Origin of the sequence: Paucidesulfovibrio longus DSM 6739, assembly GCF_000420485.1 — a bacterium.
GTDB classification, from domain to species: Bacteria; Desulfobacterota; Desulfovibrionia; order Desulfovibrionales; family Desulfovibrionaceae; genus Paucidesulfovibrio; species Paucidesulfovibrio longus.
The window spans coordinates 295,807-320,462 of sequence record NZ_ATVA01000012.1 but is presented as its reverse complement, the minus strand read 5'-3'; the positions used below and the strand labels follow the sequence as shown (position 1 = coordinate 320,462).

Below are 24,656 nucleotides of genomic sequence, written 5' to 3'. Positions count from 1 at the left end.
ATCAGGCGCAAAAGTTCTCCCGTCTGATCCTGGCCGTTGCAGGTCGCCCGGTCGGCCTACTTCATCGGTCTTTTCGACCTTTCGGCCCCTGGGTTACAATTTCTTATTCGTGAATCTAACCTATTGACGGGATTCATCACCTAAGCCTATATTTAAAATAGAAGACTTTCAGCTACAGAGGCGCTGCATCGCGACAACGACGATTTGCGGCCCCCCCGGCGGCTTCGCCGCCTTTCCTGAACAAGCTGGGTTCCATGCTGCCGGAAGCGGCAAGCATCAAGAGCGACTGAATGCAACTGCTGATCATCGACGATTCCGAAACCTCCCGGCTGCTTCTGGAAACAGTGCTGCGCGGAGAGGGCTTCAAGGATCTCGCGGGAGCCTCCTCCTGGGCGCAGGCCCTGGACATGCTCCTGGCCCTGCCCGACGACAAGCTCCCGGACGTGCTGCTCATGGATCTGGAGATGCCCGGCATCAACGGCATCGAAGCCACCAAGCTGTTCAAGTCGGCTCCGCGCTTTGCGGACATTCCAGTGATCATGATCACGGCCAGCGACCGCTTGGAGGATCTCGAAGAGGCTTTTCGCGCCGGGGCCGGAGACTTCATCACCAAGCCCGTGCACCGCGTGGAGCTGCGGGCGCGCGTCGGCTCGGCTCTCCGGCTCAAGCTGGAGATGGACAGCCGCAAGGCGCGGGAGCACGAGCTGGAACGCATGACCCGCGAGCTGGAGACGCTCTCCAGTCAGGACGGGCTCACGGGCGTGGCCAACCGCCGCCAGTTCGACAAGGTGCTCGAACAGGAATGGCAGCGTTGCGCGCGCGACTCCATGCCCCTGACCCTGCTGATGATCGACATCGATTTCTTCAAACGCTACAACGACGCCCTCGGCCACATCGAAGGCGACAAGTGCCTCAAGAAGGTGGCCCAGGCCATCCAGACGGCCTTCCGCAGGCCCGGCGACTTCCTGGCACGCTACGGCGGCGAGGAATTCGCGGCGCTGCTGCCGGACACCTCGCCGGAAGGCGGCTTGAAGGTGGCCCAGAGCATCCGCCAGGAACTGCTCGACCTGGCCCTGCCCCACCCCGATTCCTCGGTGTCCGACCTCGTGACCGTCAGCATGGGCAAGGCCACCCTGGTTCCCCGGCCGGACGGCGACTCCTCGGTCCTGGTGGCCGCGAGCGACGAATCGCTCTACCAGGCCAAGGAGGCCGGACGCGACCGCATCTGCTGCTTCAGCCACAAGAACGCGGACTGACCCCGCGACAAAGGGCCGATCCTGTCCAGTTCCGGCTCGTTGCCGGACTTATTCCATTCTGAATTGTGTTCGGGCGCGGCAAGGGCCGCAGCGGCGAACTGGACGGCCTGACTGCGATTTCAGCGCAGGTCCGCGTCCAGGTCTTCTTCAATGCCGGAAAGGCGAAGGTCGCTGACAGACTCGCCCCGGCTGCTCTTGAGGCGGTCGAGCAGGCGCACGAGCCGCGCGCGGTCGCTGGCGGAAAGCAGCGCGGTGTTCTCCTCGATGAATCCCTGCTCGAAGAGCGCGAACAGGCTTTGGTCGAAGGTGTTCATGCCGTGCGTCCCGCCCTCTTCCAAAACCTCGTAGAAGCTTTTCCCGCCCTGCTCGCCCTGGAGCACCAGCTCGCGCACCCGCAGCGTATTGCGCAGGACTTCGAAGGCGGCGATGCGCCCGCCGCCGACGCGCGGCAAGAGCCGCTGCGAAATCACGAACCGCAGGCTTTCGGCCAGCTGCATGCGCACCAGCCGCTCCTCGTGCCGCTCGAACAGGCCCAGAATGCGGCTGATGGTCGTTCCCGCGTCCGAGGTGTGCAGGGTGGCCAGCACGAGATGCCCCGTGCCTGCGGCCTGGAGTGCGATCTCCATGGTTTCGCGGTCGCGGATCTCGCCGACCATGATGACCTTGGGCGCTTGGCGCAGGGCCGCGCGCAGGCCCGAGGCGAAGGAGTCGAAATCCGTGTGCAGCTCGCGCTGGCTGACCACGCCCTTCTTGTGCGCGTGCACGAATTCCACGGGGTCTTCCAGGGTGACGATGTGCACGGCGCGCTCGGCGTTGACCGCGTCCACGAGCGCGGCCAGGGAGTTGGACTTGCCCGTGCCCGTGCCGCCCGTGATCAGGACCAGCCCGTGCCGCTCGCGGACGATTTCGCGGAAAACCGGAGGCAGGCCCAGGTCCGCCATGCCGGGGATGACCTGGGGCAGGCGGCGCATGACCACCGCGAGATTGCCGCGCTGCTTGAAGACGTTGACCCGGAAACGGGCCTCGCTGGAAAGGGCGTGGGAAAGGTCGCAGGAGCCGCGCTCGGCCAGGGCGCGCCGGTGCACGAGATGGTCGCCGAGCACGCATTCGGCCACGGCGCGGGTGTTCTCCGGGGTGAGCGTTTCCAGTCCGCGCACGCGCACCGGGACGAGTTCGCCGTCCACCTCGGCCTGCACGCTCGCGCCCACGGTGAAAAGAATGTCGGAAAGCCGGGGATGGCGTTTCAGGACTGCCGCCGCCATGGCGTTGAACTGCTCTGGCCGCATCTGGCGAACCCTCCTCGAATCCTAGAGCGCGTCCCTGCCGCCGTCCTCGAATTTGCTGCGGTCCAGGGCATGTCTGCGGGCGGTTTCCCGATCGATGAGCCCCTTTTCCAGCAGCTCGCGGATGTGGTCGTCCAGAGGCTGCATGCCGAGATGCCTGTTGGTCTGCATCACGGAAGGGATCTGATGGTTCTCGCCCTTGCGGATCAGGTTGCGCACGGCCGGGGTTCCGCGCAGGATCTCCAGCCCGGCCACGCGGCCCTTGCCGTCCGCGCGCTTCATCAGGGTCTGGGAAACCACGGCCTTGAAGGAGTCCGCAAAGCTGGAGCGGACCTGGGCCTGCATGTCTTCCGGGAAGACCTCGATGATCCGGTCGATGGTCTTGACCGCCGAGACGGTGTGCAGCGTCGAAAGCACGAGGTGGCCCGTCTCCGCCGCTTCCAGGGCCAGGGCGATGGTTTCGTAGTCGCGCATTTCGCCCACGAGGATGATGTCCGGATCCTCGCGCAGAGCGCCGCGCAGGGCCGCCTTGAAGCCCCGCGTATGCCGCCCGATTTCGCGCTGGTTCACGAGGCAGCCCTGGGACTTGTGCACGAACTCGATGGGATCTTCGATGGTCAGGATGTGGTCGCGGCGGTTGCGGTTGGCGTGGTCGATCATGGCCGCCAGGGTCGTGGACTTGCCGCTGCCCGTGGGGCCGGTCACGAGCACGATGCCCTTGTCGAGCATGGCCAGGTCCGCGAGCTGCGGAGGCAGGCCCAACTGCTCCATGCTCAGGATGAACTGGGGAATCTCGCGGAAGACCGCGCCCACCCCGCGATGCTGGCGAAAGAAATTCACGCGGTAGCGGGCCAGACCCGGCACCTCGTGGGCGAAGTCGATGTCCCCGCTCTCCTCGAATTCCTTGATCTTGGCTTCCGGCGTGATCTCGTAGATCAGCTTCTTCAATTCTTCGTCGCTGAAGGGCTTGTGCTTGATGCGCTGGAGATCGCCGCGCAGCCGGAGCATGGGCGGCGCGCCCGTGCTCAGGTGCAGGTCCGAGCCGCCGAGTTCGTGGAGCATCTTGAAAAAAGCGTTGATCTGGGCCATCTGCGATCTCTTTGCCGAGCGTGATTCAGGTTCAGGAACCGGGCCAGGGAACCGTGGCCGAGGCGGCGTCCACCTCGCTCCAGCCGCCGTCGCCGCCCCGGTCCTCCACGTCGATGGTCACGTCCGCGCCGTCCGCGCCGCCGCCGTAGGTCAGGCGAAAGTCCCCCACCACCAGACGGTTGCCGCCGTCGAGGCCGAGGTAGGCGGCTCCGGAGATGTCCGAGAGCCCTGCGGGCGTGGTATGGGAATTATTCAGCGTGTAGTCCGCGAAGGTCATGTAGAACCGGGACGCGCCCTCGGCCACGGCGCCGCGCGCGGCGGCGACGCGCGCATCGTCCACCATGCTGAAATAGCGGGGGGTGACCACCGCGGCCAGAATGCCGAGGATGATGATCACGGTGATGAGCTCGATGAGCGTGAAGCCCTGCTGACTCCGGCCATGCGGATAGGGGAAGCTGCCCACGCCGTTTCACTCTCCTGCCGAGAAATTTCCGGGGGGAGCCGAAGCTCCCCCGTTTCGACGCGCGATCAGAGGATCGCCGCGTGTGTCAGCCAATGGCTAGGAGCCGGGCCAGGGCACGACCTTGGTTGCGGCACCGCCGGCCGCCCAGTTTACGGCCGTAGTGCCGTCGTCTTCAAACAAGGAAATGGTGACACTGGTACCAGTCTGCGAGTAGGAAACCTGGTAGTCGCCGATGTCCACGGGGTTGGCTCCCAGAGTGCCGCCAGCGGCATTGATGACGCCGAGGTTCGCCGGAGGCGTTCCGGCATTGTTCATGATGTGCTGCGCAAAGGCCAGATTCAGGCGGGCCGCGCCTTCGGCCAGGGCACCATTGGCTGCGGCGTCGTTGGCGTCGCCGACCATGCTGAAGTACCGGGGCGTGACCACGGCGGCCAGAATGCCGAGGATGATGATGACGGTGATCAGCTCGATGAGCGTGAAGCCGCCTTCCCTGCGCTGTCTTTTCCTGATTTCCATGTTTCTCCCCCCCTCACGGAACCGCTTTTCCCGGCTCCGCTCGGTAGACGTTGATGAAGTATTCGCTGCTCCAGGCATACCACACGCGCTTTCGCAGCCCAAGTCCTTATTGCCGTAATCCACACGAATGCCGCATTGCTAGGCCCCTGCCAGGGCGGAACTCATCAGGTCGAGCATGGGCAGCATCACGGCCAGGGCGAAGAAGCCGACCACGCACGCGAGGCAGGCCACGAGCACCGGACCGAGCAGTTCGCTCATCTTGGCCACCGAGTACTCGACCTCGTAGTCGTAGTGCTGGGCGACTTCCTTGAGCATTTCCTCCAGCTGACCGGACTCCTCGCCGATGGCGACCATGGTCACAAGCATCGGCGTAAAATATTTCGCTTTCTTGAGCGGATACGCCAGGCCGCGCCCCTGTTCCAGCAGCTCGCGCACGCCCTCGAACTGCTTGGACACGGCGGCGTTGCCGATGGTGCCGGAAATGATGTCCACGCTTTCCAGCACGGTGATGCCGCTGGACTGGAGTATGGCGAAGATGCTGCCGAAGCGGGACATGGCGGCCTTGACGAACACGGGGCCGAGTATGGGCAGGTTGAGCAGGAGCGTGTCGAAGAAAAGCCTGCCGCGGTCGGTCTTGCTCCAATACCAGAGGGCGAACAGCGTGCCGAGGATCGCAGGCACGATGATGGGCCAGTATCCCGAAATGATCTCGTGCAGCCGCACGCAGACCTGGGTCGGCCAGGGCAGGGCCACGCCCTGGTCCTTGAAGAGCTTGATGAAGTTCGGGAGCACGAAGACGATCAGCACCACGAAGGCCGCCACAAGGGCCACGACCACGATGATCGGGTAGGTCAGGGCGCTCTGGATGTCCTTGCGGACCTTGTTTTCGTGCTCGATGATGTAGATCAGCCTGTCGAGCACCTGGATCAGCGTACCGGAAATTTCGCCGGCGCGGAGCATGTTGCAGTAGAGCGGGCTGAAGATCTTCTTGTGCTTGCCGAAGGCGCGGTACATGGACTGGCCGCCCGTGATGTCCTTGGCGATTTCTTCCACGGCGGCCTTGAGCCTGGGATTCTCGATCTGCGCGAGCAGGGTCTGCATCGACTGGAGCACGGGAATGCCCGCGTTGAGCATGGTCCTGAGCTGCTTGGTGAAGAGGATGACGTCCTGGGCCTTGACCTTGGTGAAGAGCATGGTCAGCCCGCCCGCATCGGTCTCCGTGCGGGTCTTCACCTTCCCGCCCTGCTTCACGCTCGAAGGCAGGTAGCCCAGGTTGAGCACCTTTTCATAGGCCAGTTCCAGGGATTCCGCTTCCAGCGTACCGGAAACTTTGGACCCTTCCCCGGTCATGGCCTTGTAGCTGAATACGGGCATGGCAACGACCTAGAGCATGATGGAGGAGGCGGCCTCCTCCAGGGTGATCAGTCCGGCCGCGATCTTGCGCGCGGCGTCCATCTTCAGGGTGCGCATGGTCTTGCCGCGCACGGCCGCGCGGGACATTTCCTGGGACGAGGCGCGCCGCAGGATCATGTCCTGGATCATCTCGTCCACCTGGAGAATCTCGAACAGCGCGAGACGGCCCTTGTATCCGGACTGGCCGCACTGGGGGCAGCCCTTGCCGCGCATGAAGGTCACGCGGTCGCGCACGTTCCAGAGGCCGAAGGATTTGATGAGATATTCGGGCGGATCGTAGGGCTCCTGGCAAAACGGGCAGACCTTGCGCACGAGCCGCTGGCTCACGGAGAGCAGCAGCACCGAAGCCACGAGGAACGGCTCCAGGCCCATCTCCACGAGACGGGTGATGGCTCCGGCGGCCTCGTTGGTGTGCAGCGTCGAGAGCACGCGGTGGCCCGTGAGCGCCGCCTGGGTTGCGATGGCCGCTGTTTCCTGGTCGCGTATCTCGCCCACGAGCACCACGTCCGGATCCTGGCGCAGGATGGAGCGCAGGCCCGAGGCGAAGGTCATGCCCGCCTTGGTGTTCAGCTGCACCTGCCGGATCTTGTCGATGCGGTATTCGACCGGGTCTTCCAGGGTCAGGATGTTGATCTCGTCGTTCTTGATGGCCCGCAGGAACGAATAGAGCGTGGTGGTCTTGCCGCTGCCCGTGGGGCCTGCCGCCAGGATCATGCCGTAGGGCTGGCGGATGGCCAGGTCCACCTTGGGGCGGTCGTGCACGGAGAAGCCCAGCTCGTCCAGGGTCAGGCCGTGGGCGTTGCGGTCGAGCAGGCGGAGCACGAGGTTCTCGCCGTAGATGGTCGGCAGGGAGGACACGCGCACGTTGAACTCATGGTTCTGGGTATGGAAGGAAAATCGCCCGTCCTGGGGAATCTTGCTGATGGCGATGTCCATGTTGGCCATGATCTTCAGGCGCGAGACCAGGGGCAGAAAGATGGATTTCGGCGGGGCGGGCACGGAGCGGAGCTTGCCGTCCACGCGGTAGCGCACGGTCACGAAGTCGCGTTCCGGGCTGATGTGGATGTCGCTGGCCTTTTCGCGCACGGCCTGGTTGAGGATGGAGTTGACCATGCGGATGACCGGGGCCTGCTCGGCCATGTCCGTAAGCGCGTCCACATTGACTTCGGCGTCGCGCCTGATTTCGCCCTCGTCCTGGACTCCGGCCTCCTCGGCGATGCCCTCGTAGGCCGCGTCGGGCACGATGCCCCGGCCGTAGATGGACGAAAAGAGCATCTCGAAGTCGTTCTCCGAGCAGATGACGGGCTCCACTTCCATGTTCGAGGCGATTTCGACCGTGTCCAGGGCGTTGATGTCCATGGGGTCGGGCATGGCCACGATGAGCAGGGAGCCCTTGCGCTGGAGGGGAACGATGCGGTTCTTGCGGGCGATCTGCTCCGAGACGAGGCTGCTCACGCCTTCCTCGAAGGGATGCTTGTCCGGCTGGTATTTGGGGATGCGCAGCTGGGCCGAAAGCGTCGTGAGCATGACCTCTTCCTTGATCATGCCCGTCTGGATCATGTACTGGCCGAGCTTCAGGCCGGACTGCTTCTGTCCGGTCAAAGCCTCCTTGAGCTGGGCCTGGGTGATGACGCCCGCTTCGATGAGCAGGTCGCCCAGCCGTTTGCGCTCGCGTTTCGGCACCTGATCCGACTCCCCAGCCCGGCTAGCGGACGGCTTCTTCCGCCCGCGCCAGAGCCTTGCGCGCGGCGGCGTTGGTTTGGCCGAGCAGCACCACCCCTTCCAGGGGGCGATACGCATCAGCGGTCTTCTGCAGGGCCAGGGGCAGCTTTTCGAGCCGCGACAGCGCTTCCTGCTCGCTCGTTTCCGGCTCTTCCAGCACGATCTGGAAGCGCAGCCCGCCCACGCGGGAGAACTGCGGGAGCAGCCGGAGGTCCAGCCCGAAAAAGGCGAATTGACGCAGCTTGGCGTGGGCCTCCTCCAGGCTCGACGAGGAACCCAGGCGAACCCAGATCAAGCCGCCGGGCAACGCGTCCCCGCGCGGAACAACGAGCGGGAAGCGCAGTTCCGTCGCCCCCGGCACGTTGTCCGGGTCGCGCAGGCCCGGATTCGCGGCCAGCACGCGCTTGAGGTTGTCCTTGTCGTAGACGCCGTAGACCAGCCGCACCGCCTCGGAAAGGCTCTCGCCCTTGGCCAGGTGCATGCCCCCGAAATATTCCGGCATTTCGCTGGACGGGATGAAGGGTTCCACGGCTCCGCCGTCGCCCACGGTCAGGCCGGAGCCGAGACGCAGGCTCTGCGGCCCATTCTCCGGCAGGACGAGCACGTCCCCGGAGTCGGACATGGACGCGAGCGCGGATTCGAGTCCGGGGATCAGCGCGCGGAATTCCGGCACGTAGCGCACGGCCGCCAGCCCGCTCGCCAGGACCACGGCGGCCGTTCCCGCCGCGACCCAGCCCCAGCGCGACGGACGGCGAAGCTGCGCCTCCTCGCGCAGGACGCGGCGGACCGTCCCCCGCGTGACCACGCTCTTGTCTGCGATGAGCATCTGCAGCAGGCTCTTGTGGCAAAGGCGCACCACCTTGCGCGGGTACCCGCCCGTGGCCCGGTGAATGGTCCAGAGGGCCGGGCCGCTGAAGAGCGAAGGCGGGAAGCAGCCTTCGCCCACGGCCTTGCCCACGCGGTACTCGATCATGGAGCGCATCTCGCGGAAGCTCAGCGGGCTGAGCTTGTGGTAGAAATTCACGCGGTCAAGGAAGTTGGGCATTCCCGCGACCACGGGTTCCAGCTCCCGCTGGCCGAAAATCACGATCTGGAGCAGCTTGGCGTCGTTGGTTTCGTAGTTGAGCAGCTCGCGCAGGATTTCCAGGCACTCGCGGCTCATCTTCTGGCCCTCGTCGATGATCAGGACGATGGTCTTGTCCTCGCGCATGCCCATGCGCAACAGCGCCTTCTTGATCATCTCCTTCAGCGACCAGAGGCTCAGGCGGCTGTCCGGAAGCTCGCCGCAGAGCTGGGTGCAGAGCACGCGCAAAAAGGCGCGGGCCGAGGAAAAGCCGGGGTCCAGCAGCAGGTGCACGGAAATGGACTTGTTCCGGCTCAGGTTGCGCACGAAGCGCCGGCAGAGCGTGGTCTTGCCCGTGCCGATGTCGCCGATGACCATGTTCAGCCCGCGGCGCAGGCGCACCGCGATCTCCAGCTCCTGAAGGCAGGTGATGTGCTGCCTGGAATAGAACAGAAAGCCCGGATCCGGCGAACTGGAAAAGGGTTCCCGGACCAGGCCGAGCCGCTCGAAATACTTCATTGCCCGGCTCCTTCGGCGGGCGCGCCCGCCTCCTGCTGCGTGTCCGTGCCTCCGGCCTCTTTGCCCTCCTGCGCCGCCGCTTCCGCCTTGCGCCTTTCTTCCAGCTCCTTCTCGATCTCGTCCAGGGTCTTCTGGCGCTCGCCCGGACGCCACTTGGAAAGCACGTCCGGGGTGATGAAGATCATGAACTCGTCCATGGTGTCCTGCTTGCTCTCGCTGCCGAAGAGGCGGTTGCCGCCCGGCAGATCCTTGAGGTAGGGCACGCCGTTCTCGTTGCGGTAGGAGCGCTGCTTGCTCAGGCCGGAGATGACCACTGTCTCGCCGTCGCGGGCGATGAGCGTGGTCTCGGTCTTCTTCTTGAGAATGAAGTAGTTGCCGTCCACATCGCGGGATTCGTCCACCTCGTCCTTCTGGATCAGGATGTTCAGCTTGATGTACTGGTCGTCGATGATGTGCGGGGTGATCTCCAGACGCAGGACCACCTCCTCGAACTTGACCGTGGTGGTGACCACGCCGCCGCTCGTCTCGGTGGTGGCGTAGGGCACGCGCTCGCCGGATTCCGTGTAGGCCTTCTGGTTGTCCATGGTGGTGATGGACGGCGAGGAGATGATGCGCAGCTTGTTGTCCTGTTCCAGGGCCTTGAGCTGCATCTCGAGCAGGTTTTCACCCACGGTGCCGAAGCCCAGCCCCAGGGAAAGGCCCGTGCCCGCCGAGTCGAATCCGCTCGGCGTCAGGTTGATGCCGACGCCCTTGCCGCTGGAAGAGGTTCCCAGCGTTGGATTGTAGGTTCCCGCCCGTCCCTCGTTGGTGGAGGCGCTGGTGGTGGAGCCCGTGGTGCCGCCGGGGGAGATGTACAGGTTGGAGCCGTCGTAGACGTTGCCCTGGTAGGAACCGCCCCACTGGATGCCGAGGGCGCGGGCCGTGTCCTGGGTGGTTTCCACGATGTGGGCCTTGAGCTTGATCTGGGCGCGCGGAGCGTCCAGCCGGGTGATCATGCGCACGAGCCGGTCGATGTCCGAACGGATGCTGTTCACGATCAGGGAGTTGGTGTGCACGTCCACCTCGATGGAGCCCAGGGGCTTGCCCTCGGCGTCCTTGGCCAGGAAAGGCGCCAGGCTCTCCTTGAGCGCGGAGGCGTCCGCGAACTTGATCTTGACGATGCTGGTGACCAGAGGCTCGGCCCGGTTCTGGGCCAGAATCTCGGTTTTCTGCTGGGTGCGGAGCTGGTCCAGCTCCAGGTCGAACTTCATGTCGTCGGCGGTCATGACCCGGAGGATGTCGCCCTCCCAGGCGTAGGTCAGGCGGTTGGCGCTGAGCACGCCCTGGAAGACCTCGGACCAGGGGGTCTGGACGATGTTGATGTTGACCACGCCCTGCACGCTGGGGCTGACCACGATGCTCTGCTTGGCCGCGCGCGAGAGCGCCTGGAGCACGGCGATGAGGTCCGCGTTGTGCATGCGCAGGGTGATCTTGAACTGGGGCAGCTCCTTGGGTTCCGCTTTCACTTCAGGATCAATGGTGTCCGCATCGATGACCATGTCCTCGATGCGCTCGACCTCCTCGGCCCGCGCGGAAGGCGAATGTCCCTGGGACTGTTCGGCCATGATCCGCCACTTCTCCAGTTCGTCGTCCGTGCGGTCCTTTTCCGAGGTGGAAGCGCAACCGACGACGAGCGCCGAGAGGAAAAGCAGCAGAAGCAGATTCTTGGCGCAGGGTCTCATCTCAATAGACCGCCTTTAGAGTTACGTCCTCCACCTGGTCGTCGACCAGGGGAAGCTGTCGCTTGAAGACCCGGCCGGTGGACGGCTCGCGACGTTCCAGGACCACGTAGCCCTGCGATATCTGCGAAAGGCGATACCCGCCCACTGCGATTTCGTCGCCCACCGCGTACTCGACCCCGTTGATGATCGCGTAGGACCTGTCCCCGGCCTGAAGATATCCGCTGTAGACGAGGCCCTCGCCCTCGGCATCGCCCTCCCCCCCGGCGAAGTAGAACTGGGCCGAGGAGGTGTAGAACGGGCCGTTGCCGAGTTCATGTCCGGCAAGTGAAATTCTGTATTTTTCCAGGTCGGTGAGCATGGATTTGTCCAGGCCCGCGCGGAGGGACTCCACCACGGCCTGATACGTTTCCGGCTCGGCAGCGGGCGGGGCCGCGTCGGGCTTGTCCTCCAGCAGCAGGATGTACCCCGCCCAAAGCAGAACCACCGCCAGCACGGCCAGAAGGATTTTTTCGCTTTTCTTCATGTCCGCTCCACCGCCTAGCTCCGGGACTCGTCCAGGAGCACCCAATACTCGACGAAAAATTCTATGCCGCCCGGAACGGCCTGCATCTCGACCTTGTCCACGCTCTCCACGTAGGGCAGCGCGCCCATGGCGTGATAGAACTTCTGGAAGCGGGCCATGTCGCCGAAGACGACGCACTGCATCTTGATGCGCCCGCCGCCCACGTGCAGCGATCCAGGACTGACGACCACGTCCAGCACCTCCATTCCGGCGTCCAGGGCAACGCGGACAAAGCGCGGAGGAAGCACGTTGATCTCGCTGATCTTGACCGGCTCCGGCTTCGGCAGGGCGAAGCCCTCGGCCATTTCCTTGCCGAGCAGCGCGTCCAGCTTCATCTGCTCCGGAAGAAACACGGCCTGCCTGCGAATCTGGACTTCCAGCTCCTGTATCTTTTCGTGCAGCCCGTAGTTGCGCTCGAAGACAGGAAGCAGGAAAATCCAGGCGACCACCACTGCGGCCACGAGGGCCGTCACGACCTTGGCCGTGACGATCTTGTATTCTTCCTGCCAGGACGCCATGGATTCCCCTAGGCCAGCTGAAGGTGCAAAATCACGTGAAACACTTCACCCTCCGGGGTGAAATCCTGGACCGTGCTCTCCTGCACGACCACGTCGCCGAAGAGCTGCGACGACTTCAAACCGATCAAATACCGGGTCAGGTCCGTCTCGAAATTCGCCTTGTCGCCGAGGATGATCGCCTCGACGACCACCAGCCTCACCTGCGATTCCGCTGGCCGGGCCGCGTTGGCGGGCTTTGCCCCGCCCGCTTCGGCGGGTTCGGTCCGCGCCAGCTCCATGCTCAGCTTCAGCAGGCGGACCTTCTCCGGGGTAAGCCGCTCCAGTTCCGCCAGCACGGCGAGCCCTTCGTAGCGTTGCGATATCGCCCGCAGCCGCGACTGCCTGGCCTGGACCTCGGCCACGCTTCTCGCCAGGGTCGTCTCGTCCACCACCTGCTCCTGCACGAGGCGGCTTTGCAGCGACGTTGCCTCGGATTGCAGATCCTTGACCCGCTCCTTGCCCCAGATGAACAGCCCGGCCATGCCCATGGCCAGGAAGATGACCAGCAGGCTCGCAACGTTGCTGACCCTGGTCTTGATCACGTCCCGCTGGCGCGCGAGATAGTTGTGGATCAGGTTGATGCTCTGTTCCGGATCGGAAAGGGCCGTGGCCACGGCCTCGTTCATGCCCATGCGCTCGCTGAGCGAGCTGAAGGCCGCGCTTCCCGGCAACTCGAGCTGACCCAGCGGATCGAAAATGCTCATTTCCAGGCTGAGTTCCCCGGAAATGTAATCCGCGACGAGCTTGCTGCCGAAGATGCGTCCGCTGAGGTGCAGCCGCTCGCAGCGCTGCTGGTAGTTCTGGGCGTAGTAGCCCAGGGTGCGCTCCGCCTGCCGGGCGACGCGCTCCAGGGAATCGCTCACGGCCTCGAACACCTGCGCCGCGGACAGCTCCGCGCCGGGGGAGGCGCGGTCCAGCGGCTGGTCGAGCAGCTTGCCGAGGATGACGTGCCGCCCCGTGGCCACGTCCATGTGCCCGGAATCGATTTCCGAAGCACCGGGGATGTGGACCTGGTTGTAGCTCTCGGCCAGTTCCTCGGCCATGGAGTCCAGGCCGAACTTGATGGACCGGCTGAAGCGGATGTCCGGGCCGTCGTAGATGGTGATGCAGGAGAAGGTCGCGCCGACGTGGAGGCTGGCGGTAAGGCCGTCACCGGAAGGCGCCCATCCGGTGCGGTAGATGTTCTGGAAGGCGGCGGGAATGACCGTGGCGCCCGCGGGACGGAATCCTGCGGAGCCAAGAATGCTTTTGAGGCGCTCCACGTCCTTTCGACGCGCCAGACAGGTCAGGACTTCGGTCTTGGGAATCTCCCCGTCCTTGAACTGGCGCTGCACTCGATAGTCGAGAATGAATTCCTCGTCACTGAACTTGCGCTCCTTCTGGAGCTGCCAGTAGACGGCGTTGGACAACTTGCCGCCCGTAAGGCGGGGAACCTGCACGGTGCCGATATCCACGTCCGCCGCCCGGTAGAGAACCCAGATCAAGGCCGACGAGCCGGAGACGCGCCGCATCAGCTGGCGCAGCACCTCCGGCAGTTCCGGGGCGTCGATGCCCGTGCCGGAATCGAGATTGGCGGTCTGGATGTCGAGAAGTCTGCGCGGCTGGCTTTCGGTCATCTTGACCACGGTGACGCGCTCAAGCCCGATATCCACGCCCACGACCGCGCTTCTGGCCACGTTGAAGAGCCGCGCGCGCCTTCCGGTGGAACGGGGCTTGCTCTTGCTCTTCCTGGGCCGGGATCGGAGCGCGGCGCCGGTACTGGCCGGAGCGCGGGAATCACGGAAATTCAGCTGCTGCTCGCCGTCCTCCCGGATGACGTCCAGCAGGGCTTCCGTGGAATCCGCTCTGCTCTTCCTGGCCACGCGTCCCCCCAACCAACAATGGATTGGCGCTTGATCCCAAAACCGCACGTATTGCTCACCGCCAAGGCGGATCGGTGCAATCGCATGCGATTTCCGCAAGTTGTTCTACACGTTTCATCCCAAAAGTCCGTTTGGAGCAGCGAAATTCCCCTCGGAAACCCGCGCCGCAAGCTCGCTTTTTGGAATTTTTCTAGAAAAATTGTAGCCTTTCTCCCAATTATCCAGAATGGAATACCCTGTCAACCGGGCTTTTTCATTGTCATGCGCCCATTTTACGAAATAAATCTGTCGTATTCGGTTTTCCACGGCATGTTTGATCCCCTTCAACCTTACGGCATCACATATAAATCGCTACGACACCTCCCAAGTCGGACACTTCGCGGCGTTCGTGAATGGTTCTCGAAAGGAGAACTGCGGCAATATTTTTTTTTGCATAATCCCAGACGCAGCCCGGACGCTTTCCGTATCCAGGCAGGAGCGGCAGAAAGCAAACTTGCCGTAGCGCGTACAACGTTCAAACGATGTCGCAGCCCGGCACAACTCTCGCAGGGCCGTGCGAAAGAGCGGAATGCCGAAAGAATGGAAGAATTGGAACATGGTCCAAAGAGAGAGCGGAGCATGGAAAATGAGAAACATGGAAGAGTGCAAGAATGCAGAATGCAAAGGCAAACAGTGGAAGCAAAGCTTCTGCGGTGAGCCTCGGCATGAACCCGGGCAACAAATCCGAGAGGCCGGAAGCCTACTTGTCAATGCATGCGGAGATGCCGCGACTCAAGCGGATACGCGGCTTCCTTCACTTAAATAATTCAAGACGAAACGCCAGGGGGGGCGGTCCCGAAGAAGCCTTGCGCGTTCGTTCCTGAAGCCGGGCCGCCCTGAGGGGCATGGCGGCCCGGCAGAGCCAGGGAACGGAGACACCCGCTTGCGCGGGCCGAGGGAAGGCAGGCCGGGGAAAGCCTACCGGAGAGAATTGATATCGACCTGCTGGCCGCAGCAAGGGCAACGATGCACGCTCAGAATGCCTTGCTTGCTGGAAGCCAGGATCAAGGCCCGCAGCGACGCTGCGCCGCCGGGAAGATAGGCCACCATGAACGCCGCGCCGCACTGGCAGTAACGCTGCTGCATTGCATTGCTCCTTGTCTGGGCCGTCCCGTATCCCGGATGCGAACGGATCGAGGCGGCGGTGTTTCTTTTCGTATACTTATGTTGGTCTAAACTAAACATTGTCGTCAAAAAAAAGGGACCGGATCTAGTTGTATTCCCTGGAAATCCAAAGCACCTTGCCGATGATGCGCACGTTCATCAGCTCGTCGCCGGAAAGGCGCACCGGGCTGTAATCGGTATTGTCGCTGTGCAGCACGAGCTGGCCGGGCAGTTTTTCGATGCGCTTGACGAGGACCGTGTCCTCCACGCCCACGGCGTAGATGCCGCCCGCGTACACGTCGGTCTTGGATTCGTCGATGAGGACCATGTCTCCGTCCTGAAGCTCCGGCTCCATGCTGTTGCCGACGACCTGCATGAGCACCATGCGCTTGGGGTCGCCCTTGCGCCGCACCCAGTCCGAGCGGAAGGCATAGTACCCTTCCACACGCCCCTCGGTCTCGAAGGAGCCGGCTCCGGCGCAGAGCCGCGCCCGGACCTTGGGAATGCGCTCGAAATCGTCCTCGGCCGAAATCGGTTCCGGTTCGCGGCGCGGCCGTCCCTTTCCGGTTTCCAGCCAGGCGGGGTCAAGTCCGTAGCGCGAGGCGATATCCAGAATCCAGCGAGCCGGAATCATGTCCTTTTTCTTGGCCAGGGACACGGCAGCGCGCCCCACTCCAAGCTCGCGGGCAAGATCCGACTGGCTTTTCAGCGCGGTCTGGCTCTTGACCCGTTCAAAGAATTCCGAAAACGCCTTTGCCTGCAAGATTCCGCCTCCAAGTTGACTTTCTGCCCGAATGTATATACGAACGAAACAAGCGTGTCAACCATCGGCGTGCACTTTTTCCTTTTTCTTGACCTCGCCGGAGCCCCCTCCTATGAATGTCGCATGTCGCAAAGCAGCATTCTCCTCGAAGCAGGCACCAACGAGCTTGAACTCGTTGAATTCTACATAGACGAACGCTTCCCCGACACCGAGCAGCCCTACCGGGGCCACTACGGGGTCAATGTCGCCAAGGTGCTGGAGATCATCCGCACGCCCAAGATCTCGCCCATGCCCGACCAGCCGCATGACTGCGTGCTCGGCGCATTCGACCTGCGCAATCACATCATCCCTCTTGTGGACTTGGCGCTGCTTCTGGGCATGGACCGCGTCGAGGATGCGGAACCCCGCGTCATCGTGGCCGAATTCAACAACGTCCAGACCGCGTTTCTCGTTTCCGGCGTGACGCGCATCCACCGCATCTCCTGGAAGGAAATCGAACCTCCGGGCGAGCATGTGGCGCATTTCTCCTCGGAGAACATCACCGGCGTGGTGCGCCAGCCCGACCATCTCATGCTCATCCTGGACATGGAAAAGATCGTTGCCGAACTGAGTCCGGCAACGGCCATGCGCGTGGAAGAGGATGCACTCGAAGAATTGGCCCTGCACGAGGAATGCTACAAGGCCCTGGTGGCGGACGACTCCGACGCCATCCGCAAGCTCATGGTCACGGTTCTGAGCAAGGCGGGATTCGAGGTCACGGCCACGCACAACGGGCGCGAAGCCTGGGACACGCTGCTCGCGGCCAAGGCCCGCGGCCTGAGCCAGGGGCAGACCGTTTCCGATTGGTTCGACGTGGTGGTTTCGGACATCGAGATGCCCTCCATGGACGGCCACACCCTCTGCCGCCGCATCAAGGAGGACGCCTACCTGCGGGACGTGCCCGTGGTGCTGTTCTCCTCCCTGATCACGGACAAGCTGCGCCACAAGGGCGACAGCGTGGGCGCGGACGAGCAGATCGCCAAGCCGGAGATCGGCAGGCTGGCCGAGGTGGCCCTGGGGCTCATCGCTTCGCGGCGTTCCCGGAAAGCCTGAGATCCACTTCGAGGATGTCCAGCCGGACCTCCTCCAGGACCACTTCCACTTCCTGTCCCAGACGGAACATCCGTCCCGTGCGCTCGCCCACCAGAATCTCCCGGTCGCGCCAGTAGGCGTAATAGTCGTCGTTGAGCGTGGAAAGCCGCACCGTTCCCTCGGTCAGACCGCCCAGCAGCTCCACCCGGAAGCCGTAGTCCGTCACGGACGAAATCAGGCCCTTGAAGAGCTCCCCTTCGTGCTCGCGCAGGTAGAGCGCGGCAGCCCGGCGGTTGATCTCCCGCTCGGCGTTGACGCTGCGCCGCTCGCGGGCGTTGACCTGGTCCGCGGCGTCGCGCAGGCGCTTGCGGTTCGGCACGGGCTGTCTGCCGTCGCCCAGGGCGGACTTGAGCAGCCGGTGCACCACGAGGTCCGCATAGCGCCGGATGGGCGAGGTGAAGTGGCAGTAGCTTTCCGAGGCCAGTCCGTAATGGCCCTCGTTTTCCGGGGAATACTGGGCCTGCATCATGGAGCGCAGCAGGAGCCGGTTGACCAGGAAGCTCCAGTCCGTTTCCTCGGCCTTGACCAGCAGCGCCTGGAGATCCTTGGGGCCGGGACGGGCGGGAAGCTTCAGTTCGGGCGACGTGCGCACCAGGATCTTGCCGAGCCGTTCCAGCTTTTCCGCGTCCGGGCGGGGGTGGATGCGGTAGAGGCAGCCTGGCCCGGCGCTCTCCAGGAAGCGGGCCACAGCCTCGTTGGCCGCGACCATGAATTCCTCGATGAGCTGGTGGGCGAAGTGGCGCTCGCGCGCCCGCAATTCCACGATGCGGCCCTGCTCGTCCGTGCGAACGTCCGCTTCGGGCAGGTCGAAGTCCAGGCTGCCGCGTTCGGAGCGGCGGGATTTGATCTTCCGGGCCAGTTCCTCGGCCACCTCCAGCATGGGCACGACATGGGCGATCTTTTCCCGCTCCTCCGGCTGCTTGTCGAGCACGGCGAGCTTGACCTGATCGTATGTCAGCCGGGCCTTGCTGTGGATCACGCCCGGAAAGTACTCGGCCTCGGCAGGTTCGCCCCGCGCCGAGAAGTCGATGCTCACGGCCATGACCAGCCGGGGCACGTCCGGGTTCAGCGAGCAGAGTCCGTTGGAGAGCTTCTCCGGAAACATGGGCTCCACGGAAAGCGGGAAGTAGTAGGAGTTGCCCCGCTCGTAGGCTTCGGCGTCCAGGGCCGAGCCGGGGCGGACGTAATGGCTCACGTCCGCGATGGCCACCCAGAGGCGGTAGCCCTTGCCGCGCCTTTCCACGAAGATCGCGTCGTCGAAGTCGCGGGCAGTGGCTCCGTCGATGGTCACGAAATCCAGCTTCCGCAGGTCGCGCCGGCCCTCGAAGTCCTGCCTGGTCGGGGCGGCAGGCAGGGCCGCGGCCTCGTCCAGGGCGTCCGGCGGGAAATGCGTGGGCACCTGATGCGTGGCCTTGACCAGGGCCTCCTGCACGCTGAGGTCGTCCTCGCGGCCGAGCACTTCCTTGAATTCCGCCTCCCAGAGATGGGATTCCACACGCTCGCCGGGCACCACGAGCACGATCTGGCCGGGCTTGAGCTTGACCTTGGCCTTCATGGCCAGGCCGAAGCCCAGGAGCGGGTCCGTGGGGCGGCAGATGTACGCTCCCCCGCCCAGATGCCTGCTGACGCGCGCGGTCAGGGTCTTGCGCCCCCGCTCCAGCACGCGCACGATGCGGCCTTCGTTGTTCTTGGTGCGGTTCTCGCGGGTCACGGCGGCCACGACCCGGTCCCCGTCCCAGGCGTCGCCCAGATCCTTCTCCGCGACGAAGAGATCCTTGCGCCGCGAATCCTCCGGGATGACGAAGCCCACGCCGGAGCGCTTCACGTCCAGCCGCCCCGTGATCAGGCGCATCTTGTCCACGAGGCCGTAGGCGCCGCGCGTCTTGATCAGCCTGCCCTTTTCCAGCAGCGCGTGCAGCACGTCGCGCAGCACGGGCCTGTCCCGCTTGTAGAGTTGCAGTGCGCGGGAAATCTCCGCCTGGGTCAGGGGGCGCGCGCCCTGGCGGAAAACCGCCAAAACGCTCTTCTCGTCCACGACCTGTCCTTGCGGATTCTTGTTCTTATTTTTCTTTGCCAAAATTTTCGCTCTCTTCCGCGCCTTGGCGCGCTGTTTCGCTGTTGTCGGGCGTTTTCCGATGCTTTTCCAGCCCGGCCCGAACCTTCTCGAACCGGGCCTCCCACCAGGCGTCGAATCGCGCCCCCTCCAGGCCGTGCCCGCGCCACGCCGGGCCGAAGCGCACGTCCAGGTCAAAGGTCCAGAAGTTGTCCCGGGCCATGGGCCCCAGCTTGACCGCGTCCTTGGGCGTGCAGAGCACATGGGCGCAGTGCCGTTTTTCCGCGGTCTGCTCGATGATCTTCACGTCCGTGCGCGTATAGGCGTGGTGGTCCGGATAGATGAGATGTTCGCGGGGGCCGTGGCCGAGGTAGCGGGACGCCGTGCGCTCCACCTGGGCCGGGTCGCCCACCCCCGTGACCAGCAGGTAGGGCTGCTGGCTGAAATTCGGACGCTGCTCGCCGTCCAGCACGCGCACGAGGCCCTGCGGCGCAATCTCGAAGCTGAACACGGGCCTGCCCAGCGGGCGCAGACGGCGCTCCAGCCGGGGCAGCAGCGCTTCGAAGCTCCGCTCGGAAATCTTGATCAGGAAGGCGTCGGCCTGCTCAAGCGCGCTGCCTCCCTCCCGCCAGCTTCCCGCGGGGATGACGCGGTTCCAGCCCGCTCCCAGGTCCGCGGGCTTGAGCAGGACGAGGTTGACGTCGCGCCGGACCGCGAGGTGCTGGAATCCGTCGTCCAGGATGACCACGCCGGGCTTGAGCCTTTCCTCGGCCCAGCGCCCCGCCCGGCTGCGGGCAGGATCGACCACGATGGCCGCGCCGGGATGGCGGCGGCAGAGCATCAGGGGCTCGTCCCCGGCCTCCTCCGCGAGATGGCCGGGCCGGACCAGGTGGGGATAGGATGCGGGACGCGCGCCGTAGCCGCGCGTGAGCACCAGGGGCGCGAGCCCGCGCTGCTCGGCCCAGCCCAGAAGCCAGTCCGTGATGGGGGTCTTGCCCGTGCCGCCCCAGCCGATGTTGCCCACGCTCACAGTGGGCGCGGCCGCCCGCCAGGACGGCAGCAGGCCGGAAGCGTAGGCGGCGCGGCGCAGGCGCATGGCCCCGGAATAAAGCGCGCCCAAGGGGGCCAGCAAAGGATGGAGGGCATCCTGGTAGCGTTCGATGTTCATATGCTGCTTCGGTTGTATCCGCTCCCGGCGGCGCTGGAAACCTTTTCCTTGTTTCAAAGCCGGTCCGGCAAGAAAAAGGGGGCCCGCAGGCCCCCTCGTGAATGCGTGCGGCCTCTTCGGCCTTAGTCGCGGCTGACGCCCATGAAGCGCAGCAGGAACAGGAAGAGGTTGATGAAGTCCAGGTAGAGCTGGAGCGCGCCCATGATGGCCATCTTGCGCAGGGCTCCCACGTCGCCGGCCGGAGCGGTCTCGCCCATGACCTTGAGGCGCTGGGTGTCGTAGGCGGTCAGGCCCAGGAAGATGAGCACCCCGATGCCGGAAATCACGAAGCCCAGGGTGCCGCTCTGCATGAAGATGTTCACCACCGAGGCCAGGATGATTCCGATCAGGCCCATGAACAGCAGGCTGCCCCAGGAGGTCAGATCCTTCTTGGTCAGCAGGCCGTAGAGGCTCATGGCGCCGAACATGCCCGCGGCGACCACGAAGGTCGCGGCCACGGACTGCTGCGTGTAGAGCATCAGGATCGGGGCCAGGGTCAGGCCGTTCAGGGCGCTGTAGCCCAAAAACGCTCCGGTGGCGGTGCTCGGCGACATCTGGCGGATGCGCATGGACAGGAAGAAGACCAGGCCGAGTTCCGCGAGAATCAGGAAAATCATCGCATTGACTGCGAAGGCGAACAGCGGCTGGATGGTCACCGTGGCCCAGGCAACGCCTGCCGTCAGCAGCAATCCGCCGCTCATCCAGGCGTAAACGCCGCGCAGGAAATCGTTGACCACTTCCGCGCGCGGGCGGGAAGCGCTGGTGGGCATGCCATACTGCGTCATCGTCGTATTCCTCCTCGAAAGGGTGTCGTCTGTGTTCGGACCCGGCCCGCTCCCTACGCGCGGAAAACCGCTTTCCGCATCCGGGAGTCCGTCTTGGGCGTGAAGTCCGTGCGCCGCAGGCTCAACCATGATAAGGGAGAGCTGAGAGAGCGCTTTTGTGGTTCCATCGTCAAACTTCGCAGACTTAGAAACTAAGTCCTTTATTTGCCCGTGGCAAGAGTAATCGGCAGAAACTTAATAGGAACGATTACTATTTTGTTGACAGGAAAACCGAGATGTTGTTTAGTGCCTCCTGTCGGACGGACAGGTCCGCATCTTTCGAAATTCAAACATCAAAACATACAAGGAGCGATCATGAGCAAGACCACCGAGAACCTGAAAGCCGCCTTTGCCGGCGAGTCCCAGGCCAACCGCAAATACCTCGCCTACGCCGCCAAGGCCGACCAGGAGGGCCTGCCCCAGATTGCGAAGCTCTTCCGCGCCGCCGCCGCGGCCGAAACCATCCACGCCCACGCGCACCTGCGCCTGCTCAAGGGCGTCGGCTCCACGGCCGAGAACCTCAAGGACGCCATTTCCGGCGAAAGCTACGAATTTCAGACCATGTATCCGGAAATGATCAAGGACGCCCAGGCCGAGGACGAACGCGCCGCCGAGCGCTACTTCGGATTCGCCAACGCCGCCGAGGAGGTCCACGCCAATCTCTACACGGAAGCCGCCGAAAAGATGGGCGAGCTGGAAAGCGGCGACTACTATGTCTGTTCGGTCTGCGGCCACATCCACCCCGGCAAGCCCGAAGACAAGTGCCCCATCTGCGGGGCCGCGCCCAAGGCCTACTTCAAGGTCGATTAGTCCTCCGCTTCGTGACAGTCGTTCGCAAGCCCCGGTCCGCCGGGGCTTTTTCACGGCAGGCGGGTTGACGAAGCCCTTGTCATGATACATCTTCCCGTATCGGATTCGCACCCCCCGACAAGGAGAACGCATGCATTTTCTGGGCAACCTCATCTGGATCATCTTCGGCGGGCTGTTTATGGCCCTGGGCTGGCTCCTGGCCGGGCTGCTCATGTTCCTGACCATCATCGGCATCCCCTGGGCAGGCTCGTGCTTCACCCTGGCCCAGTTTTCCCTGGCGCCCTTCGGCAAGACCATCGTCCTGCGCCGCGACCTGACCGGGCGGGAAGACATCGGCACCGGCGACCTCGGACTCGCGGGCAACATCGTCTGGTTCCTCTTCGCGGGGCTTTGGCTGGCGATCGGCCATGTCTTCGCGGCCGTTGCCACGGCCCTGACCATCATCGGCATCCCCTTTGCCTGGCAGCACCTCAAGCTGGCCCGCGTGGCCCTCGCGCCCATCGGCAAGACCGTGGTGACCACGCGGGAAGCGCGCATGCTTTCGGAAAAGCTCGGACGCCCCGTGAACCTGATCTAGATTTCGCTTCTTTCGGCAAAGAAAAAGGGAGGACCGGACGGCCCTCCCTTTTTTCTTTGCCGTGCGGCGCGGCTCAGCCCATGAAGTCCAGGCCCCAGCGCAGCAGGTTGATGCCCACCAGCAGCGCGCCTTCCCAGCGGCTCACGCGCCAGCCCGTACGGATCAGCACCAGCACGAGGAAGACCATGCTCACCAGGGCGATCAGCCCCGGCAGGGCGTGGGGGGAGACGTTCAACGGGCGCAGCACGCAGGTCAGCCCGAGCACCCCGGCGAAGTTGAAGAAATCCGAGCCGATCAGGTTGCCGAGCAGCATGTCGTTGCGGCCCTTGGCCGAGGCGGCCAGGCAGGTGACCAGCTCCGGCAGGGAGGTGCCCGCGGCCACGATGGTCACGCCGATGACCCAGGAGCTGACGCCCAGGGACACGGCGATGCTGGACGCGGATTCGACCATGAACTCGCCGCCCAGGGACACCGCGGCGAAACCGGCCAGGAGCAGCGGATAGTCCCACCAGCGGGCCTTGCGGATTTCCTCTTCCTCCTCCACCACGAGCGGGCTGCCCCGGAAGAAAAGATAGAGCAGATACGCCGCCAGGATGGAAAGCAGGACGATTCCGGCGAGATGGCCCAGGTTGCCCGTCAGCGCCAGGAGCAGGATCAACGCGGTGGTGAAGAGCAGCAGCCCGCCGTCGCGCCAGAGAATGGTCGGGTTGGTGCGGATCGGCTTGATCATGGCCATGAGGCCGAGGATGAAGCCGAGATTGAAGATGTTGGAGCCGACCACGTTGGAGAGGGAGATGTCCTCCAGGCCCTTGAACGCGGCCGTGGCCGTGACCAGGAATTCGGGCGCGGAGGTTCCCATGGCCACGATGGTCAGGCCGATGACCAGCTCCGAGACCTTGAAGGTCCGCGCGATGGCCGAGGCCGAGTTCACGATCCAGTTCGCGCCCACCCAGAGCAGGCCCGCAGCCACAAGGAAAAAGAAAATGTCGTGCAGCATGGTGGAGAAAGTATGCCCGATGTCGGGGGTCAGGACAATGGATTCCGGAGCCCGGCCCGTTCGACCTTCCATTCCTTGAGACCTTCCGTGTCCGGCTCGGCCCAGCCCAGAGGGGTCTCGCGGCAGGGCGCGACCACGATCTCGCGGCGGTTCGGCCCGCGCATGGCGGCCACGCGCACCGGCCTGCCCGAGGCCACGGCCTTGGGCGAATAGGAGGCCACGAAGGCGGCCGCGTCGCTCACGGCCTCCGGGCTCCAGGCCCGGCCCGGCATGGGTCGGCCCAGGCCCACGGGCCCGGGAAAGCCGACCACGTCGAAGAGGTAGTCCGCGGGCGCGGCCAGCTCGCGCAGCCGATCGTTGTCGTCCTTGTTGCGGCCCACGGCCAGCCAGTGGTCCCCGGCCCAGAGCTGGCGGCCCTGATTGGAGAGGCGGAAGTCGGACAGCCCGGGCGCGGGATGGTGCTTGAGCACCTGGAAGAAGCGTCCGGCGGACTCCGTCTCCGTGAGCAGGCAGCCGCCGCCAGGGGTGGGAATCTCCTTGAAGCCGTACTTGCCGCGCGCGAGCTCCAGCTGGCGCTTGCGCCCCCGGCCTCCGATGTCGAGCAGCCGCTCGCGGTCCACGAGGCCGCTCTCCTCCACGGGGGTCGGCTCAAGCTTCAGCGCGCAGAGCGGGCGCAGAAGCACGTCCTTGACCTCCGCGGTGTTGCGGATCTGGTTCAGGGTGTCCCGGCGCTGGGACATGGGCCGCTGGCCCACGACCTCGCCGGAGATCAGGAACTTCGCCCCGTATTGGGGCAGCAGGGTCCGCGCATGGGAGAGCATCAGGATCTTGCAGTCGATGCAGGGGTTGACCTGCTTGCCGTAGCCGTTGGCCGGATCGCGGAGCATCTCCACGTATTTTTCCGACACGTCCACGGGCACGATCTCCACGCCGTAGACGCGGCTCCAACGCTCCAGCAGATGCGGCTTGCCGAAGAAGGGCGAGATGAAGTGCAGGCCGAGAACCGAAAGTCCCTGATCCTGAATGGTCTTGCAGGCGAGAACGGAATCCAGCCCTCCGGAGAAGAGGGCCAGGGCGTCATAGTGCTTGTTCATGGCCGGGCACTCATACGTGAGCGCGAGCAGG

At 64.4% G+C, this 24,656-nt stretch carries 23 protein-coding genes; 5 read left to right on the top strand and 18 right to left on the bottom strand.

Features of this window, described 5'->3' with window-relative positions:
• The first annotated feature begins 290 nt into the window (after positions 1-290).
• Positions 291-1,256, top strand: a complete 966-nt coding sequence (locus G452_RS0106125; RefSeq protein WP_022661385.1) for a GGDEF domain-containing response regulator — start codon at positions 291-293, stop codon at positions 1,254-1,256.
• A 119-nt stretch (positions 1,257-1,375) separates the two neighbouring features.
• Here G452_RS0106125 and G452_RS0106120 read toward each other — a convergent pair whose 3' ends face one another.
• The 11 genes from G452_RS0106120 to G452_RS0106070 form a co-directional block, all read right to left on the bottom strand.
• Positions 1,376-2,542, bottom strand: a complete 1,167-nt coding sequence (locus G452_RS0106120) for a type IV pilus twitching motility protein PilT (RefSeq protein WP_022661384.1) — start codon at positions 2,540-2,542, stop codon at positions 1,376-1,378.
• Positions 2,543-2,563: 21 nt separating this feature from the next.
• Entirely contained in the window at positions 2,564-3,628 is a 1,065-nt protein-coding gene (locus tag G452_RS0106115; protein WP_022661383.1) for a type IV pilus twitching motility protein PilT, read from the bottom strand.
• A gap of 31 nt (positions 3,629-3,659) precedes the next feature.
• Positions 3,660-4,091 (bottom strand): type II secretion system protein, encoded by a 432-nt coding sequence (locus tag G452_RS21900; RefSeq protein ID WP_022661382.1) that lies wholly within the window; start codon positions 4,089-4,091, stop codon positions 3,660-3,662.
• 96 nt (positions 4,092-4,187) lie between these two features.
• The gene (locus G452_RS20475; RefSeq protein WP_022661381.1) at positions 4,188-4,607 is read right to left on the bottom strand and encodes a type II secretion system protein; all 420 of its coding nucleotides are present in this window, start codon (positions 4,605-4,607) and stop codon (positions 4,188-4,190) included.
• A 138-nt stretch (positions 4,608-4,745) separates the two neighbouring features.
• Positions 4,746-5,981 carry a type II secretion system F family protein gene (locus G452_RS0106100; RefSeq protein WP_022661380.1) on the bottom strand — a complete coding sequence of 412 codons (1,236 nt, stop codon included), beginning with the start codon at positions 5,979-5,981 and terminating at the stop codon, positions 4,746-4,748.
• Between the two features lie 9 nt (positions 5,982-5,990).
• Positions 5,991-7,703 carry a GspE/PulE family protein gene (locus G452_RS0106095; protein ID WP_022661379.1) on the bottom strand — a complete coding sequence of 571 codons (1,713 nt, stop codon included), beginning with the start codon at positions 7,701-7,703 and terminating at the stop codon, positions 5,991-5,993.
• Between the two features lie 22 nt (positions 7,704-7,725).
• The gene (locus G452_RS20470) at positions 7,726-9,324 is read right to left on the bottom strand and encodes an ExeA family protein (RefSeq protein ID WP_022661378.1); all 1,599 of its coding nucleotides are present in this window, start codon (positions 9,322-9,324) and stop codon (positions 7,726-7,728) included.
• Positions 9,321-11,045 carry a type IV pilus secretin PilQ gene (gene pilQ, locus G452_RS18310; protein ID WP_022661377.1) on the bottom strand — a complete coding sequence of 575 codons (1,725 nt, stop codon included), beginning with the start codon at positions 11,043-11,045 and terminating at the stop codon, positions 9,321-9,323. The genes G452_RS20470 and pilQ overlap by 4 nt, the downstream gene beginning before the upstream one ends.
• Position 11,046: 1 nt before the next feature.
• Positions 11,047-11,568, bottom strand: a complete 522-nt coding sequence (locus G452_RS0106080) for a hypothetical protein (protein WP_022661376.1) — start codon at positions 11,566-11,568, stop codon at positions 11,047-11,049.
• Positions 11,569-11,582: 14 nt separating this feature from the next.
• Positions 11,583-12,125, bottom strand: a complete 543-nt coding sequence (locus G452_RS0106075) for a hypothetical protein (RefSeq protein ID WP_022661375.1) — start codon at positions 12,123-12,125, stop codon at positions 11,583-11,585.
• An 8-nt stretch (positions 12,126-12,133) separates the two neighbouring features.
• Positions 12,134-14,026: a type IV pilus biogenesis protein PilM gene (locus tag G452_RS0106070; protein ID WP_022661374.1), complete on the bottom strand. Its 1,893-nt coding sequence runs from the start codon at positions 14,024-14,026 to the stop codon at positions 12,134-12,136.
• An 84-nt stretch (positions 14,027-14,110) separates the two neighbouring features.
• Between G452_RS0106070 and G452_RS21405 the strand changes: the two genes are divergently transcribed.
• Positions 14,111-14,722: a hypothetical protein gene (locus G452_RS21405; RefSeq protein ID WP_162141278.1), complete on the top strand. Its 612-nt coding sequence runs from the start codon at positions 14,111-14,113 to the stop codon at positions 14,720-14,722.
• A 261-nt stretch (positions 14,723-14,983) separates the two neighbouring features.
• Here G452_RS21405 and G452_RS21730 read toward each other — a convergent pair whose 3' ends face one another.
• On the bottom strand, positions 14,984-15,151 hold the full coding sequence (locus G452_RS21730) for a hypothetical protein (protein WP_022661373.1): 168 nt from the start codon (positions 15,149-15,151) through the stop codon (positions 14,984-14,986).
• A gap of 124 nt (positions 15,152-15,275) precedes the next feature.
• On the bottom strand, positions 15,276-15,932 hold the full coding sequence (locus G452_RS0106060) for a LexA family transcriptional regulator (RefSeq protein WP_022661372.1): 657 nt from the start codon (positions 15,930-15,932) through the stop codon (positions 15,276-15,278).
• Positions 15,933-16,055: 123 nt separating this feature from the next.
• Between G452_RS0106060 and G452_RS0106055 the strand changes: the two genes are divergently transcribed.
• A complete protein-coding gene (locus G452_RS0106055; RefSeq protein ID WP_027189060.1) occupies positions 16,056-17,024 on the top strand; it encodes a chemotaxis protein in 969 nt (322 codons plus the stop codon).
• Here the strand turns inward: G452_RS0106055 and rnr are convergent.
• The 3 genes from rnr to G452_RS0106040 form a co-directional block, all read right to left on the bottom strand.
• Positions 16,993-19,140: a ribonuclease R gene (gene rnr, locus G452_RS0106050; RefSeq protein WP_027189059.1), complete on the bottom strand. Its 2,148-nt coding sequence runs from the start codon at positions 19,138-19,140 to the stop codon at positions 16,993-16,995. The two genes, G452_RS0106055 and rnr, sit on opposite strands and share 32 nt — an antisense overlap.
• Positions 19,124-20,284: a tetraacyldisaccharide 4'-kinase gene (gene lpxK, locus G452_RS18305; RefSeq protein ID WP_022661369.1), complete on the bottom strand. Its 1,161-nt coding sequence runs from the start codon at positions 20,282-20,284 to the stop codon at positions 19,124-19,126. Before lpxK ends, rnr begins: the two co-directional genes overlap by 17 nt.
• 122 nt (positions 20,285-20,406) lie before the next feature.
• Complete coding sequence (locus G452_RS0106040) at positions 20,407-21,108, bottom strand: Bax inhibitor-1/YccA family protein (protein ID WP_022661367.1); 702 nt, start codon at positions 21,106-21,108, stop codon at positions 20,407-20,409.
• Positions 21,109-21,462: 354 nt separating this feature from the next.
• On the opposite strand from G452_RS0106040, the gene G452_RS0106035 reads away from it, so the two are divergent.
• A complete protein-coding gene (locus G452_RS0106035; protein WP_022661365.1) occupies positions 21,463-21,957 on the top strand; it encodes a rubrerythrin family protein in 495 nt (164 codons plus the stop codon).
• A gap of 130 nt (positions 21,958-22,087) precedes the next feature.
• The gene (locus G452_RS0106030) at positions 22,088-22,534 is read left to right on the top strand and encodes a YccF domain-containing protein (RefSeq protein ID WP_022661364.1); all 447 of its coding nucleotides are present in this window, start codon (positions 22,088-22,090) and stop codon (positions 22,532-22,534) included.
• Between the two features lie 73 nt (positions 22,535-22,607).
• On the opposite strand, the gene G452_RS0106025 is transcribed toward G452_RS0106030, so the two are convergent.
• Positions 22,608-23,531, bottom strand: coding sequence for a calcium/sodium antiporter (locus G452_RS0106025; RefSeq protein ID WP_027189058.1), 924 nt, complete (start codon positions 23,529-23,531; stop codon positions 22,608-22,610).
• A 29-nt stretch (positions 23,532-23,560) separates the two neighbouring features.
• Complete coding sequence (locus tag G452_RS0106020) at positions 23,561-24,625, bottom strand: adenine nucleotide alpha hydrolase family protein (protein WP_022661362.1); 1,065 nt, start codon at positions 24,623-24,625, stop codon at positions 23,561-23,563.
• Between the last annotated feature and the right edge of the window lie 31 nt (positions 24,626-24,656).